At 70.6% G+C, this 22,999-nt stretch carries 20 protein-coding genes; 4 read left to right on the top strand and 16 right to left on the bottom strand.

What is annotated here, in order from left to right; translation table 11 throughout:
* Positions 1-173: 173 nt before the first annotated feature.
* The gene (locus ABD708_RS09770; protein WP_344753838.1) at positions 174-1,088 is read left to right on the top strand and encodes a hypothetical protein; all 915 of its coding nucleotides are present in this window, start codon (positions 174-176) and stop codon (positions 1,086-1,088) included.
* Positions 1,089-1,253: 165 nt separating this feature from the next.
* Here the strand turns inward: ABD708_RS09770 and ABD708_RS09765 are convergent, their stop codons facing one another.
* The 7 genes from ABD708_RS09765 to ABD708_RS09735 all read right to left on the bottom strand — a co-directional run bounded on the left by ABD708_RS09765 (position 1,254) and on the right by ABD708_RS09735 (position 9,099).
* A complete protein-coding gene (locus tag ABD708_RS09765; RefSeq protein WP_344753836.1) occupies positions 1,254-1,838 on the bottom strand; it encodes a hypothetical protein in 585 nt (194 codons plus the stop codon).
* A 199-nt stretch (positions 1,839-2,037) separates the two neighbouring features.
* Positions 2,038-2,580 (bottom strand): hypothetical protein, encoded by a 543-nt coding sequence (locus tag ABD708_RS09760; protein WP_344753834.1) that lies wholly within the window; start codon positions 2,578-2,580, stop codon positions 2,038-2,040.
* On the bottom strand, positions 2,577-4,397 hold the full coding sequence (locus ABD708_RS09755) for a DUF4012 domain-containing protein (protein ID WP_344753832.1): 1,821 nt from the start codon (positions 4,395-4,397) through the stop codon (positions 2,577-2,579). Before ABD708_RS09755 ends, ABD708_RS09760 begins: the two co-directional genes overlap by 4 nt.
* Positions 4,398-4,500: 103 nt before the next feature.
* The gene (locus ABD708_RS09750) at positions 4,501-5,244 is read right to left on the bottom strand and encodes a hypothetical protein (protein ID WP_344753830.1); all 744 of its coding nucleotides are present in this window, start codon (positions 5,242-5,244) and stop codon (positions 4,501-4,503) included.
* A gap of 153 nt (positions 5,245-5,397) precedes the next feature.
* Positions 5,398-7,128 (bottom strand): ATP-binding cassette domain-containing protein, encoded by a 1,731-nt coding sequence (locus ABD708_RS09745; protein ID WP_344753828.1) that lies wholly within the window; start codon positions 7,126-7,128, stop codon positions 5,398-5,400.
* Positions 7,129-7,138: 10 nt separating this feature from the next.
* Positions 7,139-8,050: a glycosyltransferase family 2 protein gene (locus tag ABD708_RS09740; RefSeq protein ID WP_344753826.1), complete on the bottom strand. Its 912-nt coding sequence runs from the start codon at positions 8,048-8,050 to the stop codon at positions 7,139-7,141.
* Positions 8,050-9,099 carry a polysaccharide pyruvyl transferase family protein gene (locus tag ABD708_RS09735; RefSeq protein WP_344753824.1) on the bottom strand — a complete coding sequence of 350 codons (1,050 nt, stop codon included), beginning with the start codon at positions 9,097-9,099 and terminating at the stop codon, positions 8,050-8,052. Before ABD708_RS09735 ends, ABD708_RS09740 begins: the two co-directional genes overlap by 1 nt.
* A 274-nt stretch (positions 9,100-9,373) precedes the next feature.
* Between ABD708_RS09735 and ABD708_RS09730 the strand changes: the two genes are divergently transcribed.
* Positions 9,374-10,231, top strand: a complete 858-nt coding sequence (locus ABD708_RS09730; protein WP_344753822.1) for a polysaccharide pyruvyl transferase family protein — start codon at positions 9,374-9,376, stop codon at positions 10,229-10,231.
* Positions 10,228-11,301 (top strand): glycosyltransferase, encoded by a 1,074-nt coding sequence (locus ABD708_RS09725; RefSeq protein ID WP_344753820.1) that lies wholly within the window; start codon positions 10,228-10,230, stop codon positions 11,299-11,301. Before ABD708_RS09730 ends, ABD708_RS09725 begins: the two co-directional genes overlap by 4 nt.
* Here the strand turns inward: ABD708_RS09725 and ABD708_RS09720 are convergent.
* From ABD708_RS09720 to ABD708_RS09685, 8 genes are all read right to left on the bottom strand, one after another.
* Positions 11,287-12,729: a hypothetical protein gene (locus ABD708_RS09720; protein ID WP_344753818.1), complete on the bottom strand. Its 1,443-nt coding sequence runs from the start codon at positions 12,727-12,729 to the stop codon at positions 11,287-11,289. The genes ABD708_RS09725 and ABD708_RS09720 overlap by 15 nt on opposite strands.
* Complete coding sequence (locus ABD708_RS09715) at positions 12,726-13,835, bottom strand: glycosyltransferase family 4 protein (RefSeq protein ID WP_344753816.1); 1,110 nt, start codon at positions 13,833-13,835, stop codon at positions 12,726-12,728. The genes ABD708_RS09720 and ABD708_RS09715 overlap by 4 nt, the downstream gene beginning before the upstream one ends.
* Positions 13,832-14,566, bottom strand: a complete 735-nt coding sequence (locus ABD708_RS09710) for an acyltransferase (protein WP_344753814.1) — start codon at positions 14,564-14,566, stop codon at positions 13,832-13,834. Before ABD708_RS09710 ends, ABD708_RS09715 begins: the two co-directional genes overlap by 4 nt.
* Positions 14,563-15,663: a glycosyltransferase family 4 protein gene (locus tag ABD708_RS09705; protein WP_344753812.1), complete on the bottom strand. Its 1,101-nt coding sequence runs from the start codon at positions 15,661-15,663 to the stop codon at positions 14,563-14,565. The genes ABD708_RS09710 and ABD708_RS09705 overlap by 4 nt, the downstream gene beginning before the upstream one ends.
* A complete protein-coding gene (locus tag ABD708_RS09700) occupies positions 15,663-16,880 on the bottom strand; it encodes a DUF1972 domain-containing protein (RefSeq protein ID WP_344753810.1) in 1,218 nt (405 codons plus the stop codon). The genes ABD708_RS09705 and ABD708_RS09700 overlap by 1 nt, the downstream gene beginning before the upstream one ends.
* A 43-nt stretch (positions 16,881-16,923) precedes the next feature.
* Positions 16,924-18,414 (bottom strand): sugar transferase, encoded by a 1,491-nt coding sequence (locus ABD708_RS09695; RefSeq protein WP_344753808.1) that lies wholly within the window; start codon positions 18,412-18,414, stop codon positions 16,924-16,926.
* Positions 18,415-18,566: 152 nt separating this feature from the next.
* Positions 18,567-19,220 carry an arsenate reductase/protein-tyrosine-phosphatase family protein gene (locus ABD708_RS09690; RefSeq protein WP_344753806.1) on the bottom strand — a complete coding sequence of 218 codons (654 nt, stop codon included), beginning with the start codon at positions 19,218-19,220 and terminating at the stop codon, positions 18,567-18,569.
* Complete coding sequence (locus tag ABD708_RS09685; RefSeq protein ID WP_344753804.1) at positions 19,217-20,707, bottom strand: tyrosine-protein kinase domain-containing protein; 1,491 nt, start codon at positions 20,705-20,707, stop codon at positions 19,217-19,219. Before ABD708_RS09685 ends, ABD708_RS09690 begins: the two co-directional genes overlap by 4 nt.
* Before the next feature lie 152 nt (positions 20,708-20,859).
* On the opposite strand from ABD708_RS09685, the gene ABD708_RS09680 reads away from it, so the two are divergent.
* A complete protein-coding gene (locus ABD708_RS09680) occupies positions 20,860-21,552 on the top strand; it encodes a CPBP family intramembrane glutamic endopeptidase (protein WP_344753802.1) in 693 nt (230 codons plus the stop codon).
* Positions 21,553-21,716: 164 nt separating this feature from the next.
* Here the strand turns inward: ABD708_RS09680 and fgd are convergent, their stop codons facing one another.
* Entirely contained in the window at positions 21,717-22,739 is a 1,023-nt protein-coding gene (gene fgd, locus ABD708_RS09675; protein WP_344753800.1) for a glucose-6-phosphate dehydrogenase (coenzyme-F420), read from the bottom strand.
* Positions 22,740-22,999 lie beyond the last annotated feature (260 nt).

Here is a 22,999-nt window from a genome sequence, read left to right as displayed (position 1 = left end):
CGCCGTGCGAGACGGGTCGGCGCCTGCAAGATGCAACCAAGGTACCCCGGACGGGGGTCACTTCGCACCGTCCTGCGGGCAACTTGCCCCGCACATGCACCAGTGCGCACGAGTTGTCCCCAAAGCGCAGACATTCGGTCCGGCCACGAATTCTGTTCTGCAATTCTCTCGGCATGCGCCGTCCCGATCCGTTGCCAGAAGCGCTGCAGCGCGCCCCGTTCGCTACCTCAGCCGTCGATGCGTTCGGGCTGTCTCAAGATCGGCTCGAGGCATCCGATCTCTCTCACCCCTTTCGCGGGGTGCACGTGCCGCGCGCTCTGCTCGATGGTCTCGATGATGACGAGCAGTTTGCGATGCTCTGCGATGCGTACCAGGCGAAGATGCCACGGCAGTGGTTCTTCAGCGGCCCGACTGCGGCGCGCATCATGGGCGTGCCGCTACCCGCACGACTCGAGAAACTCGAGGTGCACGTCACTGCGCGCGGCGGCTCCTTCGCGCCGAGCGGGCGCAACGTCGTCGGGCACAAGACCCGAGCCGCCGAAACGACCTGGGTGAACCGGCGCCGCGTGCGCATCGGTGCGGAGGTGTGGTGCGAGCTGGCATCCGTTCTGTCGGTCAACGAGCTGATTCAGGCAGGCGATCGGATGCTTTCCGAGAAGCCCTTCCTGCTCGCGACCAGGCGACATCTCATCGACGCCGTTGCGGCATTCGGTGCGGGCCGTGGTGTCCGGAAGCTGCGTGAGGCGCTGCCGCAGCTGCGCGAGAACGTGTGGTCGCCCCGCGAGACGTGGGTGCGGCTCGTGCTGCTGCGAGCTGGATTGCCCGAGCCCGAGTGCAATGTGCGGCTGTTCCGGCCCGATGGCGTGTTCCTCGCCGTCGGCGACCTCGTCTATCGGAGGTATCGGGTGGTCATCGAGTACGAGGGCGAGCGCTGGCACACCGACCCGTGGGCGGGGCGCGAGATCGACAGATACAACCGACTGGTGCTCGCCGGCTGGACGGTCGTGCGCGTGCGTAAGCATCACACGGCAGCCGACGTCGAGCGCATGACCCTGGAAGCCTTGCGGCTGCGCAGCTACCGCGGCTGACGGATGCCGGGTACCACGGCGCACGCGCCCGGCTCTCGCCGAGGGGTGGCTAAACCGGGGAATCTCGAGCCAAAGCCCGGTTAGGCCACCCCTCGGCAGGAGCACTGAGCCGGGCGGCGGGGGCGGGGCCGTCAGGCCCCGCCCCCGCCGCCCGCGGAATACTGCTTACGCGGTGTGCGCGGCCGCCTTCTTGCGGCGGGCCGTGGTGCGGATCGCGATGAAGCCGGCGCCGACGGCGACCAGGCCCACAGCGCCCCACACCGTCGCGAGCGAGATGTAGGTGCCGGTGCGGGCGAGGTTCGGGTCCGCGGCGGTCAGGCTGGCGGCGCCGGGCGCCGCGGCCACCTTGATGACCGAGCTGACCGTGCGGCCGGTCGCGACGTCGGTCGCGGTGACCTGGACGTTGCCGGTGACGTCGGCAGGAAGGTCGACGGTCAGGGTCGCCGCGCCGGTGTGGCCGGCGGTCCCGTTGATGGCCGAAGTCGCGGCGAGGAAGGCGGCCGGGGTGACCGAGCCGGTGGCGACGGCGTTGCCCGGAAGGGCGATCGCCACGCTGACGGCACCGTCGGCGGTGAACGTGCCCGCACCGTAGTGGATGGTCGCGGCGCCGCCGGGAGCGACCGAGCCGCCACCCGAGACGACGGGCGTCGTGGGCGGAACGTAAGTCGCAGCGTTGGCGGCGACCGGGGCTGCGAAGACCGCGCCCGCGATGATGGCGGAGGCGGCGAGCGCCTTGGTGAGCTTCTTCATGTTCGGTTCTCTCGATCTGAGGGTCGGGTCCAGATCTCGACCGCCGGACGGACCTCTCCCCCAGGAGACGTACGCAGACAGTAGACAGTCGGGCTTCTGCTGTGCAACGCCGATAGCGACGCCAGTTGCAACTTTAGGGTGAGAGATTGCCCTGATTTAACTGAGCGGACGCCCCCAATAGACGGGGTGCGGAATCGCGTCAGTTGCGTGTACGACGTCGGCGCGCAGCGGCGATCAGCAGCGCGATGAGACCCAGGATGACGAGGATGCCTGCGAGCCACACGACCCACATCGCGATGTTGCTGCCCGTCCAGGCGAGCGGGCCGCTCGAGTGCGACGGGATGGTAATCGAGCCCGAGACGCTGTGCCCGTCGGCCGTCGACACCGACGCGTTGTAGACGCCGGAGGCGTCCGCGGGGAAGACCAGCGTGAAGCTGACGGCGCCCTCGGCATCCGTCGTGCCCACGACCAGGTTCGCCGTCTCGGCGTGCGTGGCGGACGCCCGGAACTCGCCCAGCGTCGGCGCCGGCCCGCTGCCCGAGACGATCGCGGTCGCGGAGGCGTTCGCGCCGAGCCCGTTCACCGTCACGTGGTTCGCGCCGGGGTGCGCCGTCACGGCGAAGGTTCCGGTGGTGGCGGGCGGGTACGAGGCGGCCTGGGCTGCGAGTGGCGCGGCGACGCTCAGCGCCACCGCCAGCGCGAGACCCCCCAGCCCGCGCGCCACCGCCTTCATCGCGATCACTTCAGCACCGTCTCACACGTGAAGCGGCCCGTCGAGTTCGACACGGGGTTGATCTGCGGCGTCACGTCCGCCGCGATCTTCCCCGACTTGCCCTTCTTCGGATTGAACACGAGCCGCACCGTCGAGCTCTGGCCGGGCTTGAGATCGACGACGTACTGGGCGACGCTGCGGTCGCCGTCCTTCACGAACTTCACCGGCTCGGCCGCCCCCTTGCTGTCGAAGGCGCTGCCGAACTCGACGTCGGGCGAGCCATAGGTGGTCACCTGGGTGCGGATCGTGCCGATCGCGACGCCGTAGGCGCCGCCGCCGGTGACGTACTCGGGCAGCTTCTGCGCGTCGGCGGCCGTCAGCCCGTTCGTCAACTTCACCTGCACGACGTAGAGCGCGCCCACCTTGCTGCAGGTGAGCCGACCCGTCTGGACCTGCGTGTGCAGGTAGTAATCCATCTTCGAGCCGGTGCCGTCGGCGAGGTAGACGCCGAAGCGCTGCTCGCCGGGGGCCGAGTTCGGGGGGCCGCCGACGAGGGTCGTGCCGGCGAGGATCTTGCGCTGCGCGGCATCCGAACTCCACACGTTCATGCGGTGCTCACTGCCGATCTGCGCGAACGCGCCCAGCATCGCCTGGGGCTCGAAGTCGCCCGAGGCGAGCTTCTGGAAGATCGCGGCTGAGGCGGCGTCGAAGAACGCGTCCTGATCGGCGGGCACGCTGAACCGGGCATACACGTCGGAGAGCAGCGACTTCACGACGTTCTGCGAGGTGAGCTCGGTCTGCGCGGGCGTGCCGGCGCCGACCGTCACCGGCCCGGTCGCCTTGAGGATGTATTTGAGCGCCACCGGGTCGAGAGTGATCACCCCGTCGACCGTCTGGCCGAAGCGCTGCTGCCACATCGCGGTGGCGAGCTGCGCCGACTGGTCGAAGCGCGGGGTCAGCGTGACGTCCTGCATGTACTCGCCGGTGATCTCGCCGAAGAGCTGGTTGGTCGGGTCGGCGAGCTTCGTGATCGGGCCGTCGTACGGCCCGAAGCTGGCGCCCGAGTACTGGCTGTCGAGGCTGATCTTCCCCTGGTCAGCGGTGACGTGCACGACGGAGCCCGGGATGCCGCCGAGCGAGCGCAGCTCGGCGTTGTTGAGCACCAGCACGAGATAGCTGCGGGGGCCGCTCTGGCCGAGCATGCCGGGCAGCAGCGCCGCGGCCCTGCTCGCGGCATCCGTGAAGGTCGACACCTCGCCGATCTTGTCTTTGTACTGCGTGACGGCACTCGCGAGCGGGCCGATGACGCCGTGCGTCGAAACGCCGGCTGCGGTCTTCTCGGCCGCCTGGGCGGCCGCGTTCGCCTTCGCCAGTGCGGGCGCAGCGGACGCGAGCGGCGCGACGTCGAGCGCGCCGTTCTTCGGCTTGAAGCTGTCGGCGCCGATCTTGCCGGCGAGCGAGGTGATCGCGTCGAGTCCGTTGTCGGTGACGGATGCCGCGCTGGCCGACACCCCGCCGAGGGCTCGCAGGTTGGGGCCCAGCCACGGCGTCTTCGCCATGACGGCCCACACCGGGTCGGAGGTCAGCGCGTGCGCCTTGTCGGCGCGCGTGCGCAGCTCGGCCGCCTCGGTCGCGGCTGTGCCGGAGTCACCGCTCAGAACGGCGGTCTGGATGCTGCTCGCGATCGGCAGCGCCCGGCGCAGCTGATCAGCGGCGAGCACGCCCCTCACCCCCACCCAGGCGAGTGCGGCGACGAGCACGAGAAGCACGGCGAACACCAGCCAGCCGACCAGCACGCGCGTGCGTCGATGACGGCGCGGCCGACGATCTGCGGCGGCTTGCGACATGCGCACCATCTAAGCAGAGGGCCATCTCACGGTCCTGGCAGGACCCCGGAAGAATGACGAGGGCCGCCCCGGCATGCAGGACGACCCCCGTCAACCGGGGACGCTAGGCCTTGGCCCGATCCTTGCGGCGGGTGACCGACCGCATGGTCACGAAGCCGGCGCCGAGGGCGAGAAGCCCCACGGCACCCCAGACGGTTGCCAGCGAGATGTACGAACCCGTCTCCGCGAGCGAACCCGGGTCGGCGGTCGTGACGGAAGAGCTTGCCGCAGCACCGCTCTTCGCAGCATCAGCAGGAACCGCGACCGACTGGGTCACGGAGGTGCCGGAGCTGTCGGTCACCGTCGCATTCAGCGTCTGGCCGGCGAGGTCCGTGGACCCGCTTGCCTTCAGCTGAGCGGTCAGGGAACCGTCAGCAGCCGCAGTTCCGAGGTTGATGCTCCCCGACTCGTCAGCAGTGAACGTGCCGACGAAGGAGAAGCCCCCGAAACCGGTGATGATGACGTGGACTATCGAGCCCGGGTGGAACGTGTGAGCCGGGAAGTAGAACGGGAACCACCAGAACCCACCCCACCAGAAAGGCTTGGGGTGATGGTGGCCCGGCTTCGGCGGCTTCGTCGGCGGGTACGCCGGCTTGGTCGGCTTCGGGTGGTGGCCGGTACCCCAGCCCCATCCGATGCCGTGGTCCTTGCCCTGACCGTTGTCAGTGTGCGAGAGGGCCACGGGAGCCGAATTGACAGTCACGGAGCTGGAGGCGGCGGCCGGGGTCGCGCTTGCAGCGAGCGGGACGCTCACTGCCAGTGCGGTTCCAGCCACGACGGCCAGCGCCGTCTTGGTGATCTTGTGCATCTCTGTCCTATCCGCAGGTCGGTGTGGATGTGGGCAATGCGATGGCGTGGGTTTTTCTTTCTCCGTCCCACTAGCGGATCGACCGGAGGTCGGTCCGGACTCAAGCCACGTTATCTATCAACCAGATAAAAGCAAGGCTTGTTTACTCAGTATTTACATCCCTCGGATGGGGGACACCGGCTCGAGGCGCTCGAGCACGCCGTCCTCCATGTGGTACCGCACGTCGGTGAGCGCGAGCGTCGACGGGCGGTGGGTCACCATGACGATCAGGAGGTTCTCGCGCAGGCTCGCGATGGTGTCCATGATCGACTTCTCGGTGCTGCCGTCCAGCGCGCTCGTGGGCTCGTCGAGCACCAGCATCTGCGGATTGAGCAGCAGGCACCGGGCGAGGCCGATGCGCTGCCGCTGGCCGCCCGAGAGGTTGAGGCCCTCCTGCTCGACCACCGTGTCGAGGCCCTGCGGGAAAGCCCGCCCATCGAGCTCCAACGCCGCGGCGAGCGCCGCACGCTCGACCTGCTCGTCGCTCGCATCGCGGTAGAAGCGGATGTTGTCGGCGATCGTGCCCGGCACGAGCCTGACCTCCTGTGAAAGGTACGCGACGTGCGAGTACCAGTCGGCCTGGCGGTATTCCTCGATCGGGACGTCGTTCACAAGCAGGGCACCCGCCGACGGGTCCAGTGTGCGCATGATGAGCTTGAGCAGCGTGGTCTTGCCGCCGCCGGAGGGCCCCACGATGGCGACGAACTGGCCGCGGCGCGCTTCGAAGTCGACGCCGGAGAACACGGCGGTCCCGTCTGCGTAGTCGAAGCCGACGTCGCGCAGCCGCAGCGTCTCGAGGCGGCCGAGGGGCCGCTCGCCCCATACCGCGGTGTCGGGCCCGAGTTCGGCGATCGTCTCATCGACGAGCTCGGCGTAGACCGACATGGCCTTCATGCTCTGCCGCGTGTTCTGCACCTGCTGCAGGTAGACGAGGCCGCGCACGAGCAGCAGGGCCGTGATCGCGATGCCGCCCGTCGCGGCGGGCGCGACGATGGCGACGACGCCGATGCACAGGAATCCGAGCAGCAGCGCCGAGTTGCGGAAGACGATCGGCGTTCCCTGCTGGAGCGCGCGGCCCCGCCGCCACGATTCCGTCGCCTCTCGGGCGCCGTCGAGAGCGATGTCCTCGACCCGCCGCGCGACACCGAAGACGCGGATCTCGATGAACATGCGCGTGTAGATGGCGAGGAAGCTCGAATACCCGCGCACCTGCAATGCCCAGGTGCGGCTCGTGCGCGTGACCGCAGCGGTCACCGGCGCGAACGCCACCGCGATGACGACGGCGACCAGCACGAGCGCGAGGGCCGTCCACGGGCTCGCGATGAACGCGGCCACGAGCAACACGAGCAGATTCGTCCAAGCGGCGGCCGATTGGCCGGTGAGGAACACACCCTCGGCCATGCGGTTCGCGCCGTTGGCGGCGAGGTCCTGGACGTGCCCGGCCGACATCTTGGTCTGCGCGACCACCGACGACGAGTAGAACGCGCGCACCAGGCGCTCGCGCTCGAGGTTGAGCTTGTACGACGCCGCCCGCATCATCAGCTGGCTGGAGGTCAGCTGGAACGCGATCGAGAGCAGCGCGCAGATCGTGCCGATGATCACGCCCTGCACGACGGTGAGGTTGCCGAGCAGGGCCGAGAGGACACCGCCGCTCGTCGAGCTGCGCGCCGCGGAGCCGCCCGTCGCCTGCGTCGCGACCTGCACGATGAGGACCAACAGGCCCGCCTCGAAGAGGCCGCCGAGCCCGCTGAGCACGAGCACGATGGCGATGCGCGAGCGCGGGATGTCGCGCAGCAGCACGTTCGAGGCGGAACCGCCGATGAGCTTCCTGATTCGTTCGATCATGCTGTCTCCCCTATGCCTTGTCGGTGCCCGTCGTGATGGCGGGTGCGCCGGCTCGGCGCCCCGTGAGACCTGCGGCCCGGCGCGCGACGCGCCCCAGCACGGACCGCGCCGTGTAGGCGAGCTCCCGCGGGTCGAGCGCGCGGCCCACGGCGGCGGGCGCGCTCGCGAGGCGCGGGATGCCGAAGTCGCGAGCCACCCGGGCACTGAGCGGCCACGCGAGCCCTCGCAGGCCCTTTCCCGAGTGGTTCTCGCCCGTGTCGACGTGGTAGACCGCACCGCGGAAGGGCAGCGGGGCGAGCGGGAAGCCGTGGTCGGCGAACCACTCGCGGCCCTGGCGGTGCGCGCCCAGCACCCGGTCGAGGCGCTCGCCGTAGGCATCCGCCACCTCGTCCTGCGTCGCGGTGACGGGCAGATCGTCAGGCACGTCGTATGCGTCCCACGCGACGATGTGGCATGTGCCGCAGGTGCGATTGAAGTCGTGCTGCGGTCGCCACGCCTGTCGGCTGCGCGAGTAGACGAGGCCCTCGTCCACCACCCAGCCCGGCGCCCGCGGCGCCGAGCTGGACAGGGCGGCGAGACCCCGGTGCACGAAGTCGTCGGCGTCGAAGATCATGACGTGATCGGGCGAGACCGCTCGGGCGGCGGCCAGCCCGATGCCGATCTTCGTGCCCTTGTCGTGCACGAACGGGCCGAGGGGGAAGCGCGGGCCCGAGGTCGCCACCGGCGGCGGGAAGTCGACGGGCACGAAGGTGGTCTTCCGCGGCAGGGCGAACGCCGGCGCGCGATTGCCGACCACGAAGACCTCGAAGTCGTCGCCGGTCTGCGCGGTGACCGAGTCGAGGGTCTGCCGCAGCAGCTCTTCGACGAGCCCGTAGTCCGACGAGTTGAGCGGATGCCTGAGGGACGTGATGAATGCGAGCATCAGGCCGCCTTCGTGCCGGTCATCGCGGCTGCCGCCAGCTCGAGGGCCTGCTGCGGGCGGGACGCGTAGGACGCCGTGCTGAACCTGTTCGAGTAGTCGCGGTAGACGGCGCCGAGCTTGCCGTAGCTGTTGTCGAGCAGCACGTGGTCGACGCCGAGCAGCACCGAGAGGATGTGCGCGTGCAGGCGGTCGACGATGACATAGCGGCGATCGCGGTAGAGGCGGACGCCGCCGCGCACGTTCGCCCCGTTGATCCAGTGGAAGCTGGCGTTCAGCAGCGGGCGGAACACCGGGCCGCGCACGAAGCGGTACTTGTGCGCCGCACGCGGGACGAGCCTGCTGAGTCGCCACGCGAGTGTGTCGAGCTCGCTGCTCGTCCAGTCGGCGACATGGACGGGCGCGCCCACCGCCCCGTCGTGGGCGATCTCGCCGATGCCCGACGCGCCCTCGAGGTCGGTACGGGCGATCACGAGGACGGGCTCGGTGGACGGCTCTGCCGCCGGCCGCCGCGTCGGCGCGCTCCAGCCGAGCGCCATGTCCCAGCAGTAGCGCCGCCGCACGGCGGGCAGCTGGGCCGCCGCCCGCTCATCGGACTCGCTGTCGCGGACCAGCAGCGTGAAGTCGGGGTGGCCGCCGAGCACCGCGTCGGCCTCGGCCGCGCGCTGCGCAGACTCGAACCACACCGACTGCGGCAGCTGGACGATCGTGCGGTCGGGGAAGTCCCGCGCGACCTGCTCGCGGTGCTGCTGGTGCCCGTCCCACAGATCGCCGAAGTTGCCCCCGCCGTGGATGAGGATCACGCCGTCGGCGGGCAGCGCGCGGCGCAGTTCGGCCGCGTCATAGCTGCGCCGGTCGGCGACGTAGACGAGCCGCAGGCCGAGCCGCCGGAAGTAGGCGAGCTCGCCGGCCCAGATCAGGGAGTCGCCCACATTGCGCTGATTCGGCGCGTCCAGCAGGGCGACCGTGGCGCCGGTGCCGATCACCTCGGCGAGCACACGGGCGGTCTCGGAGCGCAGCTCCGCGAGGGTTTCAAGGTCAGCTGGGCGCACGGTGGCCTCCTGGTCTCCTTGGCGACCGCACGGCCGACGAGGCCACGTGGTCGACAACGCGTGGTCGGACGCGGGGCTCAGTGTAACCACGAGCCGTTGCCCCTACGTTTCCACACGAACACTGGGCTCCGCCACCTACTTGTGACCACAAAGGGGGGTACATTATCGTGGCCTGCAACCGGCGGGAACCGACCACCTGCCGTGCCGAGGGGGCAGCGTGACAGCACAGCCGCACGCACTTCCGCGAGTGCGGAACCGGGGCGAGGCGACCAGGGTGCACGGTGTCACCGTGTTCAGCTGGAATCCCCATCGCCCGCTGATCCCCGGCCGTCGTGGCAGCCGTCTGGTCGTGCCGCGCCGCATCGGGAATTTCGGCGATCTGCTGGGGCCGGTGATCGTTGCGGCGCTGCTCGAGCGCGCGAGCGGCGGCCGGCTCGCGCCGCAGCCGGCCGGTCGGCGCGTGCTCGCCGTCGGCTCCGTGGTGCAGTTCGCAGCGCCCGGCGATGTGGTCTGGGGCAGCGGCCTCAACGGCAAGTCTCTGCAGGTGATGGGGGCGCTCCCCGACGTCGACGTGCGCGCGGTGCGCGGGCCGCGCACCCGCGAGGTGCTCGCCGCGCACGACATCAACGCCCCGGAGGTCTACGGCGACCCCGCGCTGCTCGCTCCCCTGCTCTTCCCCTGGCTGCGCGAGGCCGCCCGCGACAAGGTGCGCGGCACCCTGCTCGCCCCCAACATGAACGACAGGCGGGCGCTGCGCGGCCGCCGCGACGTGCTCGATCCCCAGCGGCCCCTCGCCGAGTGCCTGCTCGAGATCGCGCGCAGCGAGCGCGTCGTCGGCAGTTCGCTGCACGCGGTGATCGTGGCCGAGTCGCTCGGCATCCCCGCAGTGGCGGTCGGCAGCAGCGAGGAGCACCCGTTCAAGTACGACGACTACTACTCCGGAACGGGCCGCCCCGGCATCCGTCTCGCCGACAGCGTCGACCATGCTCTCGCCGCGCGCGCCGCCGTGCCCGGCCCCGAGTGGGACCCCGAGCCGCTGCTGCGGGCGTTCCCCTTCGACGTGTGGGGGGCAGCTGCCCCAGCGCCCGCTCATGAGGCCCACCCGGCCCCGGCGCCGCGGGCGGCATCGTGACCGCCCGCGCGCTGCGCGTTCTCACGACGAAGGGCAGCGACGACGTCAGTGCGAACCCGTATGTGTCGATCCTCGCGCGGCACAACGCCGAGCTGATGGACGTGCGCGAGTTCAGCTGGCGCCAGGCGTTCTTCGGCGACCACGACGTGGTGCACCTGCACTGGCCGGAGGCGATCGTGCGCTCGCGCAGCGGGCTGAAGCAGTTCGGCAAGACCGCCCTGCTGCGACTGCTCGTCGCGGTCGACCGCCTGCGCGGGCGCGCGCATGTCTCCACGATCCACAACATCGAGACGCACGAGCAGGGCTCGGCGTTCGAACGGGCGACGCTGCGCGCGTGGCTGGGCTCGTGCCAGACCCGCATCTACCTGACGCGCGCGGGCCTGCAGGGGGCCGGCGACGACCGCGGCGTCGTGATCCCTCACGGCGACTACGCCGAGTTCGTCACCCGCTATCGCCCCGATGCCGCCCGCGAGCAGAGCGAGGCGAGCGTCGGCCGGGTGCTGCTGTTCGGCATGCTGCGGCGCTACAAGGGCGTGGAGCGGCTGATCGAGGAGTTCGGGCGCATCGACCCGGCGCTCGGGCTGGAGTTGGTGATCGCGGGGAAGGCGATCGACGCCGACTACGAGCGGCAGCTCGGCGAGCTCGCCGCCGCGACGCCCGCCGTCACCGTGCACGCCGACCGGTTCCTCAGTCACTCCGAGCTCATCGAGACGGTCATGCATAGCGAGCTCGTGATCCTCCCGTACGAGCGCATGTACAACAGCGGCGCCGCGCTGATGGCGCTCACGCTGCAGCGGCCGGTCGCCGCCACCGGCTCGCCGAGTCTGCTCGAACTGGCTGACGAGTTCGGCGCCGGGTGGGTGCAGGCGCTGCCCGCCGAGCTCACCGCGGAGGCGATCGTGGCCGCGGTCACCGCGCTGCGCACCCACGACCGCGGGGCGGCACCCGACTGGACCGCACGCGAGTGGCCCGCGATCGCCGCAGCGCACCGCGATGCGTACCGCACGGCCGTGGCGGATGCCCGCGCGGGCCGTCGCTCGTCGCAGCATCCGCCCTCACCCCGCCCGTAACCGCGCCGCGTCGGAAACGTGCTCTGCCTCGTCCTCGCTCCGTGCGCTGAGGCGCACGAACAGCGCCCCGATCACCCACGCGAAGGCGAACCAGACGACGTTCGTGGTCGTGCTGGCGAGAGCGAAGGAGATGAAGAACCACGTGCTGCCGACCCGCCGGGTCCCCGCCCACAGCAGCAGGAAGCCGACGATGAACGGGATGCCGCCGAGGATTCCGGAGTCGTAGAACACGGCGAGCCACAGAAGGCCGAGATACGGCGTCGCGTACGACGTGACACCCGTGGTGTGCTGCTGAGGGTAGGCGTTGTAGCCGAACCCGGTCAGCCAGGCGTGCGAGGCGTTCAGGTCCTGCACGGCGACGAGCGCCGTCGACACGCGCAGCGCGCCCGTGCCGCTGTCGAGGTTCTGGAGGCTGTGCAGCCGCGCCAGCAGGGCGGCCGCGCCGGACCCGGCGGTGGAGCTCAGCGAGAGCAGCTGCGCGACGCCGAAGACGCCGATCGCGATGGCGACGACGACGAAGACGGGGAAGAAGCGGTTCCTGCGCAGGCGCTTGAGCGCGAGCAGGATCACCACGATGGCGAACATCAGCCACGCGACGCGCGTATAGGTGAGATAGACGGCGATGCCCGAGAGGGCGGCGTAGGCCCACACCAGCAGCTCGGGCAGGAAGTGGGACGCGGCGTAGGCGACGCACAGCCAGGCGACGAGGTAGGCCGCCGCGATGTTGGGCTCGGTGCCGAGCCCCTGCAGGCGGAACTGCCCGCTCGCGTAGTCCTGCTCGGTGAAGAGCGACAGCGCGCCGGACTTCGACGAGGCGAGCCAGCCGAGCAGCTGGATCGCCGCAGAGACCGTCGCGGTGGCGACGCCGATCCGCACGAGCGCACGCGCCGGCAGCCGCAGGGCGCAGACGAGGACGGCGGCGACAATGTTGGCGGCGACCCAGACGAGCAGGCGGATGCTCTGCGTGGGGTTGAGCGCAGCCAGCAGGCTGATCGCGAAGGACATCACCCACCACACCACGAGGAGCCCGAACCCGACGCCGATCGTCTTGCCGATCGCGAGACGGGTGCCCTGCGCGCGGGAATGCGTGAGCAGCAGATGCACGGCGACGAGCAGGATCGCGAGATGCTCCGGCATCAGGGTGAGGCCGGCCACGCTGAACTTGATGCCGTTGGCCGAGAGGGCGAACACGAGCGCCGCCCAGGCGATCTCCTCGTAGGCGAGGCAGAGGCCGAGCACGAGAATGCCGAACACGCCGAGCACCCCGACCTTCAGCGGCGTGGGACCGTTGGCCGCCAGCGCGACGACGACGCCGAGAACGCCGACGACCGCCCAGATCCAGACGGCCGGCGTCGCCCGCACGGGCGTCGCGGCGGCTGATCCCGGCGGCTGGCGAAGCGCGCTCGGGGCGGAGCTCAACTGGGTCATGCCGCCTCTCCTTCGAGCGCCGACGCGTACTGCCGGCCGATGCGCCGCGGGTCGCTGAGGCGCGCAGCACTCGTCGGCGCCGTCGCACGCAGGCGGGCGCGCAGTTCGCGGTCCGCGCACAGCGCACCCAGCTGAGCGATGAAGCTCGCCCCGTCGCCCGCTCGGTAATGCAGCCCGCTCTCGGCGGGGTCGACCAGCTCTCGCGCGCCGCCCGCGTCGGGCACGAGCGGGATGACCCCGGCGAGCTGCGCCTCGATGACGGTCCGGCCGAACGGCTCGTCCGGATTGGCGACGACCAGCACGTCGAGACCGGCCATCGCGGCATCCCTGGCGACCAGGCCGTCATGGATGAAGCGCGGGCCGAGCGTCGCGGTCGCGCGCGCGATGGCCCGCGCTGCGAAGCCTCCATCGTCGTCGGGTGCCGCGCCGCGCAGGTGCAGCACCGTGTTCTCCGGCGCGTCGAGGAACCAGTCGATGACGTCGGCCACGCCCTTGTCGGGCGTGATCTGGCCGACGAGGCCGACATGCAGGATGCCCGGCTGCTCCTCTCCGGCCGTCTCCGCCGCAGGCGCCGTGGGCGCCGCGGCCGCAACAGGCACAGGCCCTCCGACGGGGCGGTGCACGACGTGCACGCGCGGGCCGGGCGGCACCTGGGCCGCGAGGTAGTCGCTGATGCACACCACGGCGTCGGCGAGCCGCAGCAGCTGGAAGTACGGCAGCCGCCGCGGGTTGCGCCGCGCCGAATCGTGCAGGTCGACGACCACGCGCACCCGCTTCAGCTTCAGCAACGGCCACAGCAGTGCGACAAGCGGCAGCAGGTAGAAGTCGAAGACGAGCAGGGTGGAGCGGCTCGGGATGCCGCGCAGCATCGGCTTCAGGAATCCGATCGCCCTCGACAGCCTGCCCGCGCGCGGCGTGACCTGCGCGACCGGGCCGAGCCGCGCGGCACGCCAGCGCTCGGCGAGCTGCGGATTCGCGCACATCAGCCGCAGCGGCACATCGTCGTGCAGCAGCTCGGCGATGGCCAGCAGGCTGATCTCGGCGCCCCAGATCACCGGAGAGCCCGTTACGACGATGACGGGGCTGGGCGCGGCGGTCGCGCTCATGCGCCGCGCCTGCCGATCTCGCGCGCGGGGACGCCGCCGACGATCGCGCCGGCCTCGACGTCCTTCGTGACCACGGCGCCCGCTGCGACGATCGCGCCGCGGCCGATCGTGACGCCCGCGAGCACGACGGCCTTGGCGCCCAGCCACACGTCGTCCTCGATGACGACCCGGGCGCGCTTCTCACCCTGCGCGCGGATCGGGACGTCGAGGTCGTCTGCGATGTGGTTCTCGCTCAGCACCGCGACGTCGGGGCCGAGCAGGCAGTCGTCGCCGATGTCGATGCCGCCGCCGCCATGCAGGAAGTTGCGCACGCCGATGGCGGTGCGCGAACCGATACGGATGCCCTGGCCGAGGTTCCTGATCACGCCGCTGGCGCGCAGCACCGCGAACTCGTCGACCGTCGTCGAATCACCGAGCTGGACCCCGTGCACGGAGCGCGCGTCGATGAGGACCCCGCGCTGCAGCGACACGGCGCGGCCGAGCCGCAGCGAACGGCGGCCGCGCAGCCGGACGCCCGGGCCGAGGTAGCCGCCGGGCACACGGCGCAGCTCGCCGCGCAGGCGCGCCGCCCCCTTCTCGGCGACCCAGCCGGCGAGGTCGGCGATCGGCAGCCCGGCGTCGATGCCGGAGTCGAGGCCGCGTTCCTTCCCGTAAGCGCGGTCGACCAGGGCGCGGATGCGCCGTTCGGCGGCCGCCTGCAGCGGGGTGCGCGGCTGCGCGCCGGCCGTCACGATGCCGCCTCCAGCGCGAGCGACGCCCCGGTCAGCAGCTCGCGGATGCCTGCGGCGGCGCCTTCCCAGGTGTAGCGGGCGGGGTCGCCCGGCCGCACTGCCGCGTCGGGGGCATCCGCCAGCGTCGCCTCGAGCGCTTCGCGGATCGACGCGACGTCCGTCGGGTCGAAGTACGCGTCGGCGAGGTCGAGCTCGCGGAAGACCGGGATGTCGCTCACCACGCTGACGGCGCCCAGCGTGCGCGCCTCGAGCAGCGGTAGCCCGAAGCCCTCGTCCAGCGAGGGGAAGGCGAAGACGGCGGCATGCTGATACAGCCACTTGAGCTGCGCGTCGTCGACGCCCCCGACGAGATCGATGCGCCCGGCGCGGTCGGCCCGCGCAGTGCCGTCGAGACCGGCGGCGCGGCCGTCCGCCTCGCCGACCACCACAAGATCGAAGCCCGCCGTGAGCACGGCCGATGAGCGGTACGCCTCGATGAGCCTGCCCAGGTTCTTCCGTGCGTTGAGCCGGCCGACGGCCAGGATGAACGGGCGGCTCGAGGCGCGCGCGAGCGGCTTCGGGGCTGCCTCCGCGATGCCGGCCGGCAGGCCGAGGCCCACGGCACGGATCCGCGAGCGCGCGGCGGGGAAGCAGCGCTCGAGCCGGCGCCGCTCCGCCTCCGAGCTCGTGACGACCGCCGTCGCCGCGCGCGTCGCCGCCGCGACCCCGCGCAGATAGAGCCGCTCGGCGAAGGTGAACCACTCGGGGTGGTCCTGGAAGATCGCGTCGTGCACGAACACCGCGGTCCGACGAGAGTTGCGGGATGCCATCGGAGCGAAGTTCTGGCTGAACACGGCGTCGGTGCCGAAAGCGGCGCCGCCCAGCCGGGTGCGCACCCAGAGCTGGTGGTTCGCCACCGGCGCGGGCACGTGCCGGCGAGTCACCGGCAGTGCGTCGACGGCGGGAACGGGGACGTCGTCGGCGACGGGCAGCGCCACGACGAGCTCGTCGTCGGGGAATGCCTCTGCCCAGGCGCGCAGCACCGACCCGGCGACGTTGCGCCCCGACGGCGGCCCGTCGTGCAGCCAGTAGCCGTCGTAGAGGACGCGCAGCCCCATCAGCGCGCCTCCACCGTGCGCTCGACGGGCTCCTGCGCGGGCTCCGGCTGCTCTGCCGCGGCGGGCAGCCCGAGCAGCCCCGGCAGCGCGGCGCGCACGTCGGCGCGCACCCGCTCGCGCGCCTGCCCGGTGGCGTAGGCCCAGAGCAGCGACTCGTAGCGGTCGCACACGCCCTCCCAGGTGTAGGCGGCCTCGGCACGGGCCTTGGCGTTCCCGCCGAGCAGCGCGCGCAGATCCGGGCTGCGCACCAGTCGGTCGGCCGCCTCGGCGATCAGGCCGGCGTCGGGCGCGACCAGCAGGCCGGAGCCGCCCAGCACCTCGCGGTTGTAAACGGTGTCGCGGGCGATGATCGGCGCCCCGAGCATCATCGCCTGCACGAGCGCCGGGTTGGTGCCGCCGACGCTGTGGCCGTGGAAATAGGCGCCCGCGTGCTGCCACAGGCTGTGCAGCCGCAGATCGTCTTTCACGTGGCCGAGCCAGTGCACCCGCGGGTTCGCCGCGGCCAGCCGCTCGATGCGCTGGTCGATCTCGCCTCCGTAGCCCGAGGACCCGACGAAGACGACGTCATGGTCGGCGGCGAGCCGCTCCGCGGCATCCGCGAACTCGTTGATCGTGTTCTCCTCGACGAACCGGGCGACGACGAGCGCATAGGCGCCGGACGTGAGGCCGGGCTCCACGGGCAGCTCGGGGCGCGCGTCGCCCCCATAGGGGATGAACTCGCCGTCGCGCCCGAAGTTCTGCTGCCAGTACTCGCCGATCGCCTTGGCGTCGAAGACCAGCTCGTCGGCGAAGCGCGCGGTGAGCTTCGCCCCGCCGCGGAACACCGCCCGCGCGGACCTGCCCCACTTGCCGCGCTCCCACTCGATGCCGTCGACGTTCACGACGGTGGGGATGCCGCGGGCCTTGAGGATCGGCAGCCAGTAGCCGTTCGCGCAGTTGAGCACGAGTGCGACATCCGGATGCCTCGCGAAGGCGCTCGACGACGCGCTCAGCCCGTACGAGAGCGTGCTGAGCTTCTTCGACTCGACACCCGGCGTGATGACCGAGCGCACCCGCTCGTCGCGGTCGGGGTCGTCGGCCGCGAGTCCGGGCCGCCCGTAGACGGTCACGTCCCAGCCGGCGTCGGCCAGATACGGTGCGAGGCGGCGCACCAGGGTCTCGAAACCGCCGTAGTAGCTCGGGTAGCCCCTCGAGCCGATGATCGCTACCGAAGGCATGACACCCCTCCTTCACTCAGTCGTTCCGAATCGATTCCGGCCATCAGTACGCCCCGTCCCGGCCGAAGACGGCCTTCACGGTGCGCCACAGGATCGTCAGATCGCCGGTCATCGACCAGTTCTCGACGTAGTACAGATCGAGGCGCACGGATTCCTCCCACGTGAGGTTCGAGCGGCCGCTGACCTGCCACAGCCCGGTGATGCCGGGCTTCACCAGGAAGCGGCGGTGCGTGTGCTCCTCGTACTGGGTGAGCTCGCGCTCCAGCGAGGGCCGCGGGCCGACGAGCGACATCGAGCCGCCGAGCACGTTGAACAGCTGCGGCAGCTCGTCGAGGCTGTATCGGCGCAGCACCCGGCCGACACGGGTGATGCGCGGGTCGTTCTTCATCTTGAAGAGCACGACGTTGCCCTTGTCATGCGCCTCGCCCCGCAGCGTGGCCAGGCGCGCCTCGGCGTCGGGCACCATCGAGCGGAACTTGAGCATGCGGAAGGTGCGGCCGTTGAGTCCGATCCGCTCCTGCTTGAAGAGGATCGTGCCGCGCGAGTCGACGCGCACCGCGAGCGCGATCGCGAGCAGCGCGGGCGAGAGCACGAGCACGAGCACGCCGGCCAGGACGAGGTCGAAGGCGCGCTTCGCAGCGAGCTTCGCCCCTTCGTACCTGGGCGTCTCCACGTGCATGAGCGGCAGCCCGGCGACGGGGCGGGTGTGGATGCGCGGGCCGCCGACATCGATGATGCTCGGTGCCACGACGAGGTGCTGCCGCCCGGGCTGCAGCCCCCAGCTGATGCGCCGCACCCGGTCGTTCGGCAGCTCGTCGCTGCTCGTGATGATCAGGGTGTCCGCGGCGACGCTCGCCATCGCGCCGGCGACGTCGTCGAGAGTGCCCACGACGGGCACCGCATGCTCGGAAAGAGGCGCCGCGGAGCTTCCCGGCGAGAGGCACGCGCCGACCACCCGGTAGCCGGCGTCGGGCTGGTTGATGAGCTCGTTCGCGGTCTGCGCGACCGAGGCCCCCGAGCCGACCAGCAGCACGCGCGACGAGTAGGCGCCCAGCTCGCGCTGCACGTGCAGCCACTGCCGCCACATCCAGCGGATCGCGAGCAGGACGAGCGTGCCGACAGGCAGGGCGATCAGGATGTACCCGCGCGCCAGGTCGATCTTGAGCAGGAACGCGGCGATCGCGATCAGCCCGAACAGGCGGAAGGAGGCGTTCACGACCCGCGTGTATTCGGCGCTGCCGGTGCCGATCGTGCGGGCGCTGCGGGTGTCGAACAGCCCGAGGGCGGCGACCCAGAGCACGACGATCAGCAGGGAGATCAGGGAGTAGCTGATGTTGGTGTGCGGCCCGAACTGCTCGCGGGTCGAGACACGGGTGTCGAGGCCGAGCCAGAGGATCTGCACCCCGAAGACCACCCAGATGAGCGCGAGCGCATCGGTGATCAACAGGCGAAGGGCATAGCCCTTCCGCCAGTCCCCCGCATTACGTGTGGACGGCGCCAACGACTCAGCGCCGACCAGCACCTGGTCAGCCATGGATATTCCGCCTCTGTGTGGTCGGTCACAGTGGTCGGGAGAGCCACGAAACGAGCCCCCCTTGTGGGGGACAGCCTAAAACAGAAGCCGGTGCAATTCCACGGCGCCTGGTTACGGGAACGTTTAAGTTCGACGGCGCAACTGTTGCGGCACTAGAGCCTGCGGAAGGAGAACGAGAGCGACGGCGCCTTCGATCTCTCAGGGGATTCGGATGCCTTCACCGTCGCCTCCCTCGTCGCGGCGAGCGCCCGCGCGGCGACCTCGGCGGCGGCGGCGATCTCGGCGCCGACCTCGTCATAGACGGCCTGCGGCAGCCCGATCGGGTCGCGGATGTCGTCGGCCTCCGCGGCCACCGGCTGAGCCCCGCCCCGGTGCGCGGCCACCGCAGCGACGAGCTCGCCCGGCGTGAGCCCGGGGGCCGTCGCGGCCACCTCGGGGTCGCCGAGCAGGCGCGCGAACTCGCGCAGGGTGAAGGCGTAGCGGAGTGCGCGCGGGTGCAGCTGCACGGCGGCCGCGCGATGCTCGCGCGTCAGCCCGAGCACGAGGTCCGCGTCGGCGACGGCCGCCTCGTCGAGGCGGGCGGCGCGGTGGGCACGGGCATCCGTCTCTGGAATCCCGTACCGCGCCGCGACCCGCACGATCTCGTCGGTCATGCGCATGCGCGGGCGCGCGATCGTGCCCGCACTCGCCACCTCGAGGTCGGCGCGGCCGGCGAGCGCGCGGGCGAGCAGCAGCTCGAGGAAGGGCGAGCGGCAGACGTTTCCCGAGCAGATCGCGAGCACGCGAAAGCGCGGGCGGTCGGTCATGCGCCGCCTGCGCTGCTCGCGGGCTCGGGCTTCTTTGAACGACCGGCGCGCTTCCTGCCCTTGCGCTCGTTGCGCTGATCCTCGCCGTAATAGCCGTAGCCGTAGCGGCCGTAGGCGTAGGCATCGGGCCCCTTGGTCGGCACCATGGTCATCACGATCCCGCCGACGCGGCTGCCGACCTGCTCGATCGCCCCGATCGCCGACTTGAGCTGCGCCTTGTGGGTGCGCCCGGCCGCGACGATGACGAGCGAGCCGGTGGTGTTCTTGCTGAGCACCGCGGCGTCGGTCACGGGCAGCAAGGGCGGCGCGTCGTAGAGCACGTAGTCGAACTGCTCCTCGAGCATCTCGATGAGCTTCGACATGCGCTTGCTGCCGAGCAGCTCGCTCGGGTTCGGCGGCACGCTGCCTGCGGGCAGCACGTAGAGGTTCGTCTTGCCCCAGCGCTGCACGACGTCGGCGAGGTCGACCCGGCCGAGCAGCACGTCGGTCAGGCCGACGGCGCCCTCGAGGCCGAGGTAGCTCGCGAGCTTCGGACGGCGCAGGTCGGCGTCGACGACAAGGATGTTGCTCGAGGTGCTGGCAAGGGCGAGACCGAGGTTCGCGGTCGTCGTGCTCTTGCCCTCCTGCGCGAGCGAGCTCGTGATGACGAAGCTGCGGCCTTTGACCTTCCCCGTCTCGCCGTCGGCGCTCGACGCCGCCTCGAGGTCGTCGCCGATGTTGAGGAACTGCAGGTTGGTGCGCAGCGTGCGGAACGCCTCAGAGCGGTTCGAGAACGGGTCGTCGGCGACGATCAGCGGGCGTGCGGATGCCTTCGGGTCGAAGGTGATGCCGCCCACGATCGGCGCCGTGCTGATCTGCTCGATGTCGTGCTCATTGCGCACGCGCATGTCGAGGGTCTCGCGCAGCACCGCGACGGCGACGCCGAGGGCGAGGCCGACGAGCAGACCCAGCAGGATGTTGAGCGGGATGTTGGGGCTGCTCGGCTTGAGCGGCACCACGGCGTCCTGCACGCGGCTGAGCTTGACGGGCGAGACGTTCTGGTCGGCATCCGTCGTCTCGAGCGAGGTCACGACGGTCGCGAGGCTCTCGGCCGTCGCATTGGCGAGGTCGGCCGCCATCTTCGCGTCCTGATCGGTGGCCTCGATCTGCAGGAGCGTGGTGTTGGTCGGCGCGGAGGCCGTGATCTGGTGAGCGAGCGACGACGGCGTCTCGTTGAGATGCAGGCCGACGATGACGGGCTGCAGGACGGCGGGCGTCTGCACGAGTCCCGCGTATGAGGTGATGCGGTCCTGCGAGTAGTTCTGCCCCTGCACGAGGTCGGCCGCGTTCCCGCCCACCTGGGTGTTGACGAACACCTTGGAGTCTGCGGTGTAGGTGGGCGCCTTGAGCGCGGAGAACAGCGCGGCCGCACCGACCCCGATCACAACCAGGATCAGGATGATGAGCCACCCGTTGCGCAGCACTCTGATGTAATCGCGAAGTTCCACGGACCTGCCTTAAGTCGGAGGGGCAGTTCGGAAGCCCCGAAGGGGCCATGCCTCGCAATGATGCCACAGCATCCCACGGGAACCGCTACCCCTTTGGCCCACGAATGGGGGCCAGGTATCGTTTCCCGCCCTCTGCCTCTACGGTGGTGACCATGACGCAAGCGCCTCGGGGGGCCGCCGACACAGCCGCCCCGACCGACTCCCCCGTCACCGCCCGGCCGCTGCCCGCGCTCGCCTGGGCCGTCGCGGCGCTCATCGTCGCCGTCGTGCTGGCGCTCACCTTCCCCGCCTGGCGGTACAGCGTCTCGTACGCGTGGTCACTCAGCGCGAACTACCTGTTGACATGGGGTCCCCTCGTCGTCGCGCTCGCCTTCACCGCCGCGTTCTGGCGCCGCTTCCTCGCCTTCCGCCCCACGGACATCTACCTCGGCATCATGGTCGGCGTGGTCGCGCGCGCGGTCGGCATCATCGTGCAATACCTGATCAGCGGGCGGATGCCGGGGGGCAACCTCATCCTCGGCGGGGTTTCCGGCATCTACATCTTCACGGCCGTCATCGCGCCGGTGGTGCTGGCGCCGCTCATCGAGGAGCCTTTCTTCCGCGGCCTGCTGCAGGGCTCCCTGGACCGCGTCATCGGCCCGTGGCCCGCGCTCATCGCGACCTCGGTGGTGTTCACCCTCGTGCACACGATCGCCGAGGGCTGGTCCGTCACGCTCATCGTGACGCTGCTCGTCTACGCCCTGCTCGCGGGGTATGTGACGCAGCAGACGAAGCGCCTCGCGCCGGCGATCATCGGGCATGCCGCGTTCAACGGACTCGCCGCGCTGATCAGCTGGCCCTGGTGACGGTGGCCTGGATCATCCCCACATTTGCGGCCGTTGTTCGGTCGCGCATGGCCCGCTTTCCGCGTCGGAAAAGGCCATTTGCGACCACGCAGGGGTCCATTTGCGACCACACCGCGGCGTAGAGACGTAGAGAAGGGCGTGGAGAAGGCAGCCAGCTACGAGCGTCAGAGCGCGCGCAGCAGCGGGGCCAGGTCCTCTTCGAACTGGGTCAGGAAGCGGCGCTGATCCTGGCCGGGGGCGTGGAAGACGAGGTGTGTGAAGCCCGCGTCGACGTACTGCTTGATCTCGGCGACGGTCTGCTCGGGGTCGCTGCCCACGATCCACCGCTTGGCGATCTGTTCGATCGGCAGCGCGTCGGCCGCCTTCTCCATCTCAACCGGGTCGGTGATGTCGTGCTTCTGCTCCTTCGAGAGCGACAGCGGCGACCAGAACCGGGTGTTCTCGAGCGCGAGAGCGGGGTCGCGGTCGTAGCTCAGCTTGATCTCGATCATGTGATCGATGTCGGAGACCTCGCGGCCGCCCGCAGCGGCGCCCTCCTTCACGGCCGGGATGAGCTCGTCGACATACAGCCCCATGCCCTTGCCGCTCGTGCAGATGAACCCGTCGCCGGCCCGCCCCGCGTACTTCGCCACGGTGGGGCCGCCCGCCGCGATGTACACGGGCACCGGACTCTCGGGCTTGTCGTAGATCGAGGCGTCGTGCGTCGAGTAGTAGTCGCCCTCGAAGCTCACCCGCTCCTCGCCGTTCTTCCACAGCGCGCGGATCAGGCGCACGGATTCCCGCAGCCGGGCGAACCGCTCCTTGAAGTCGGGCCAGCCCTGCTGCCCCGCGCCCTGCCAGCCGGTCGCGACCTCGTTGAGCGCCTCGCCCGTGCCGACGCCCAGGATGATGCGCCCCGGGTAGAGCACCCCGAGCGAGCCGAACGCCTGCGCGATCACCGCCGGGTTGTACCGGTAGTGCGGCGTCATGACGCTCGTGCCGAGCACGATCTCGCTCGTGCGCTCGCCCGCCGCCGCCAGCCAGGTCAGCGCGAACGGCGCGTGGCCGCCCTCGTGCCGCCACGGCTGGAAGTGGTCGGAGATGAACGCGCTCTCCATGCCGTGCGCCTCGGCCTCGACGGTGAGTTCGACCAGTTCGCGCGCACCGAACTGCTCGGCAGATGCCTTGTAACCCAGCTTCAGAGTCATATCGCTTCGACTCTACGTCCGATGCACCGGTTCAGGCATCCGTGTTCATCGCGCTCACGCAAGTGGGGGGCAAACGGATGCCTGCGGTATTAGCACCGGGATTATTTCGGTCCGCACAGAGCAGACCGATCGGTACAGGCCTGAGAACCTGTCATCTGTCGCGCCGCACTCGAGCAACCCGAACGCACGAGTGCATCGCACCTGGGTCACCCGAAGACACAGGTGCAGCACCTGGGCTCCCGAAGGCGCAGGTGCGCCCG

The organism is Gryllotalpicola koreensis (genome assembly GCF_039538185.1).
GTDB lineage: Bacteria > Actinomycetota > Actinomycetes > Actinomycetales > Microbacteriaceae > Gryllotalpicola > Gryllotalpicola koreensis.
The sequence above is the reverse complement of the archived record's forward strand: the minus strand, read 5'-3'. Positions and strand labels throughout refer to the sequence as shown.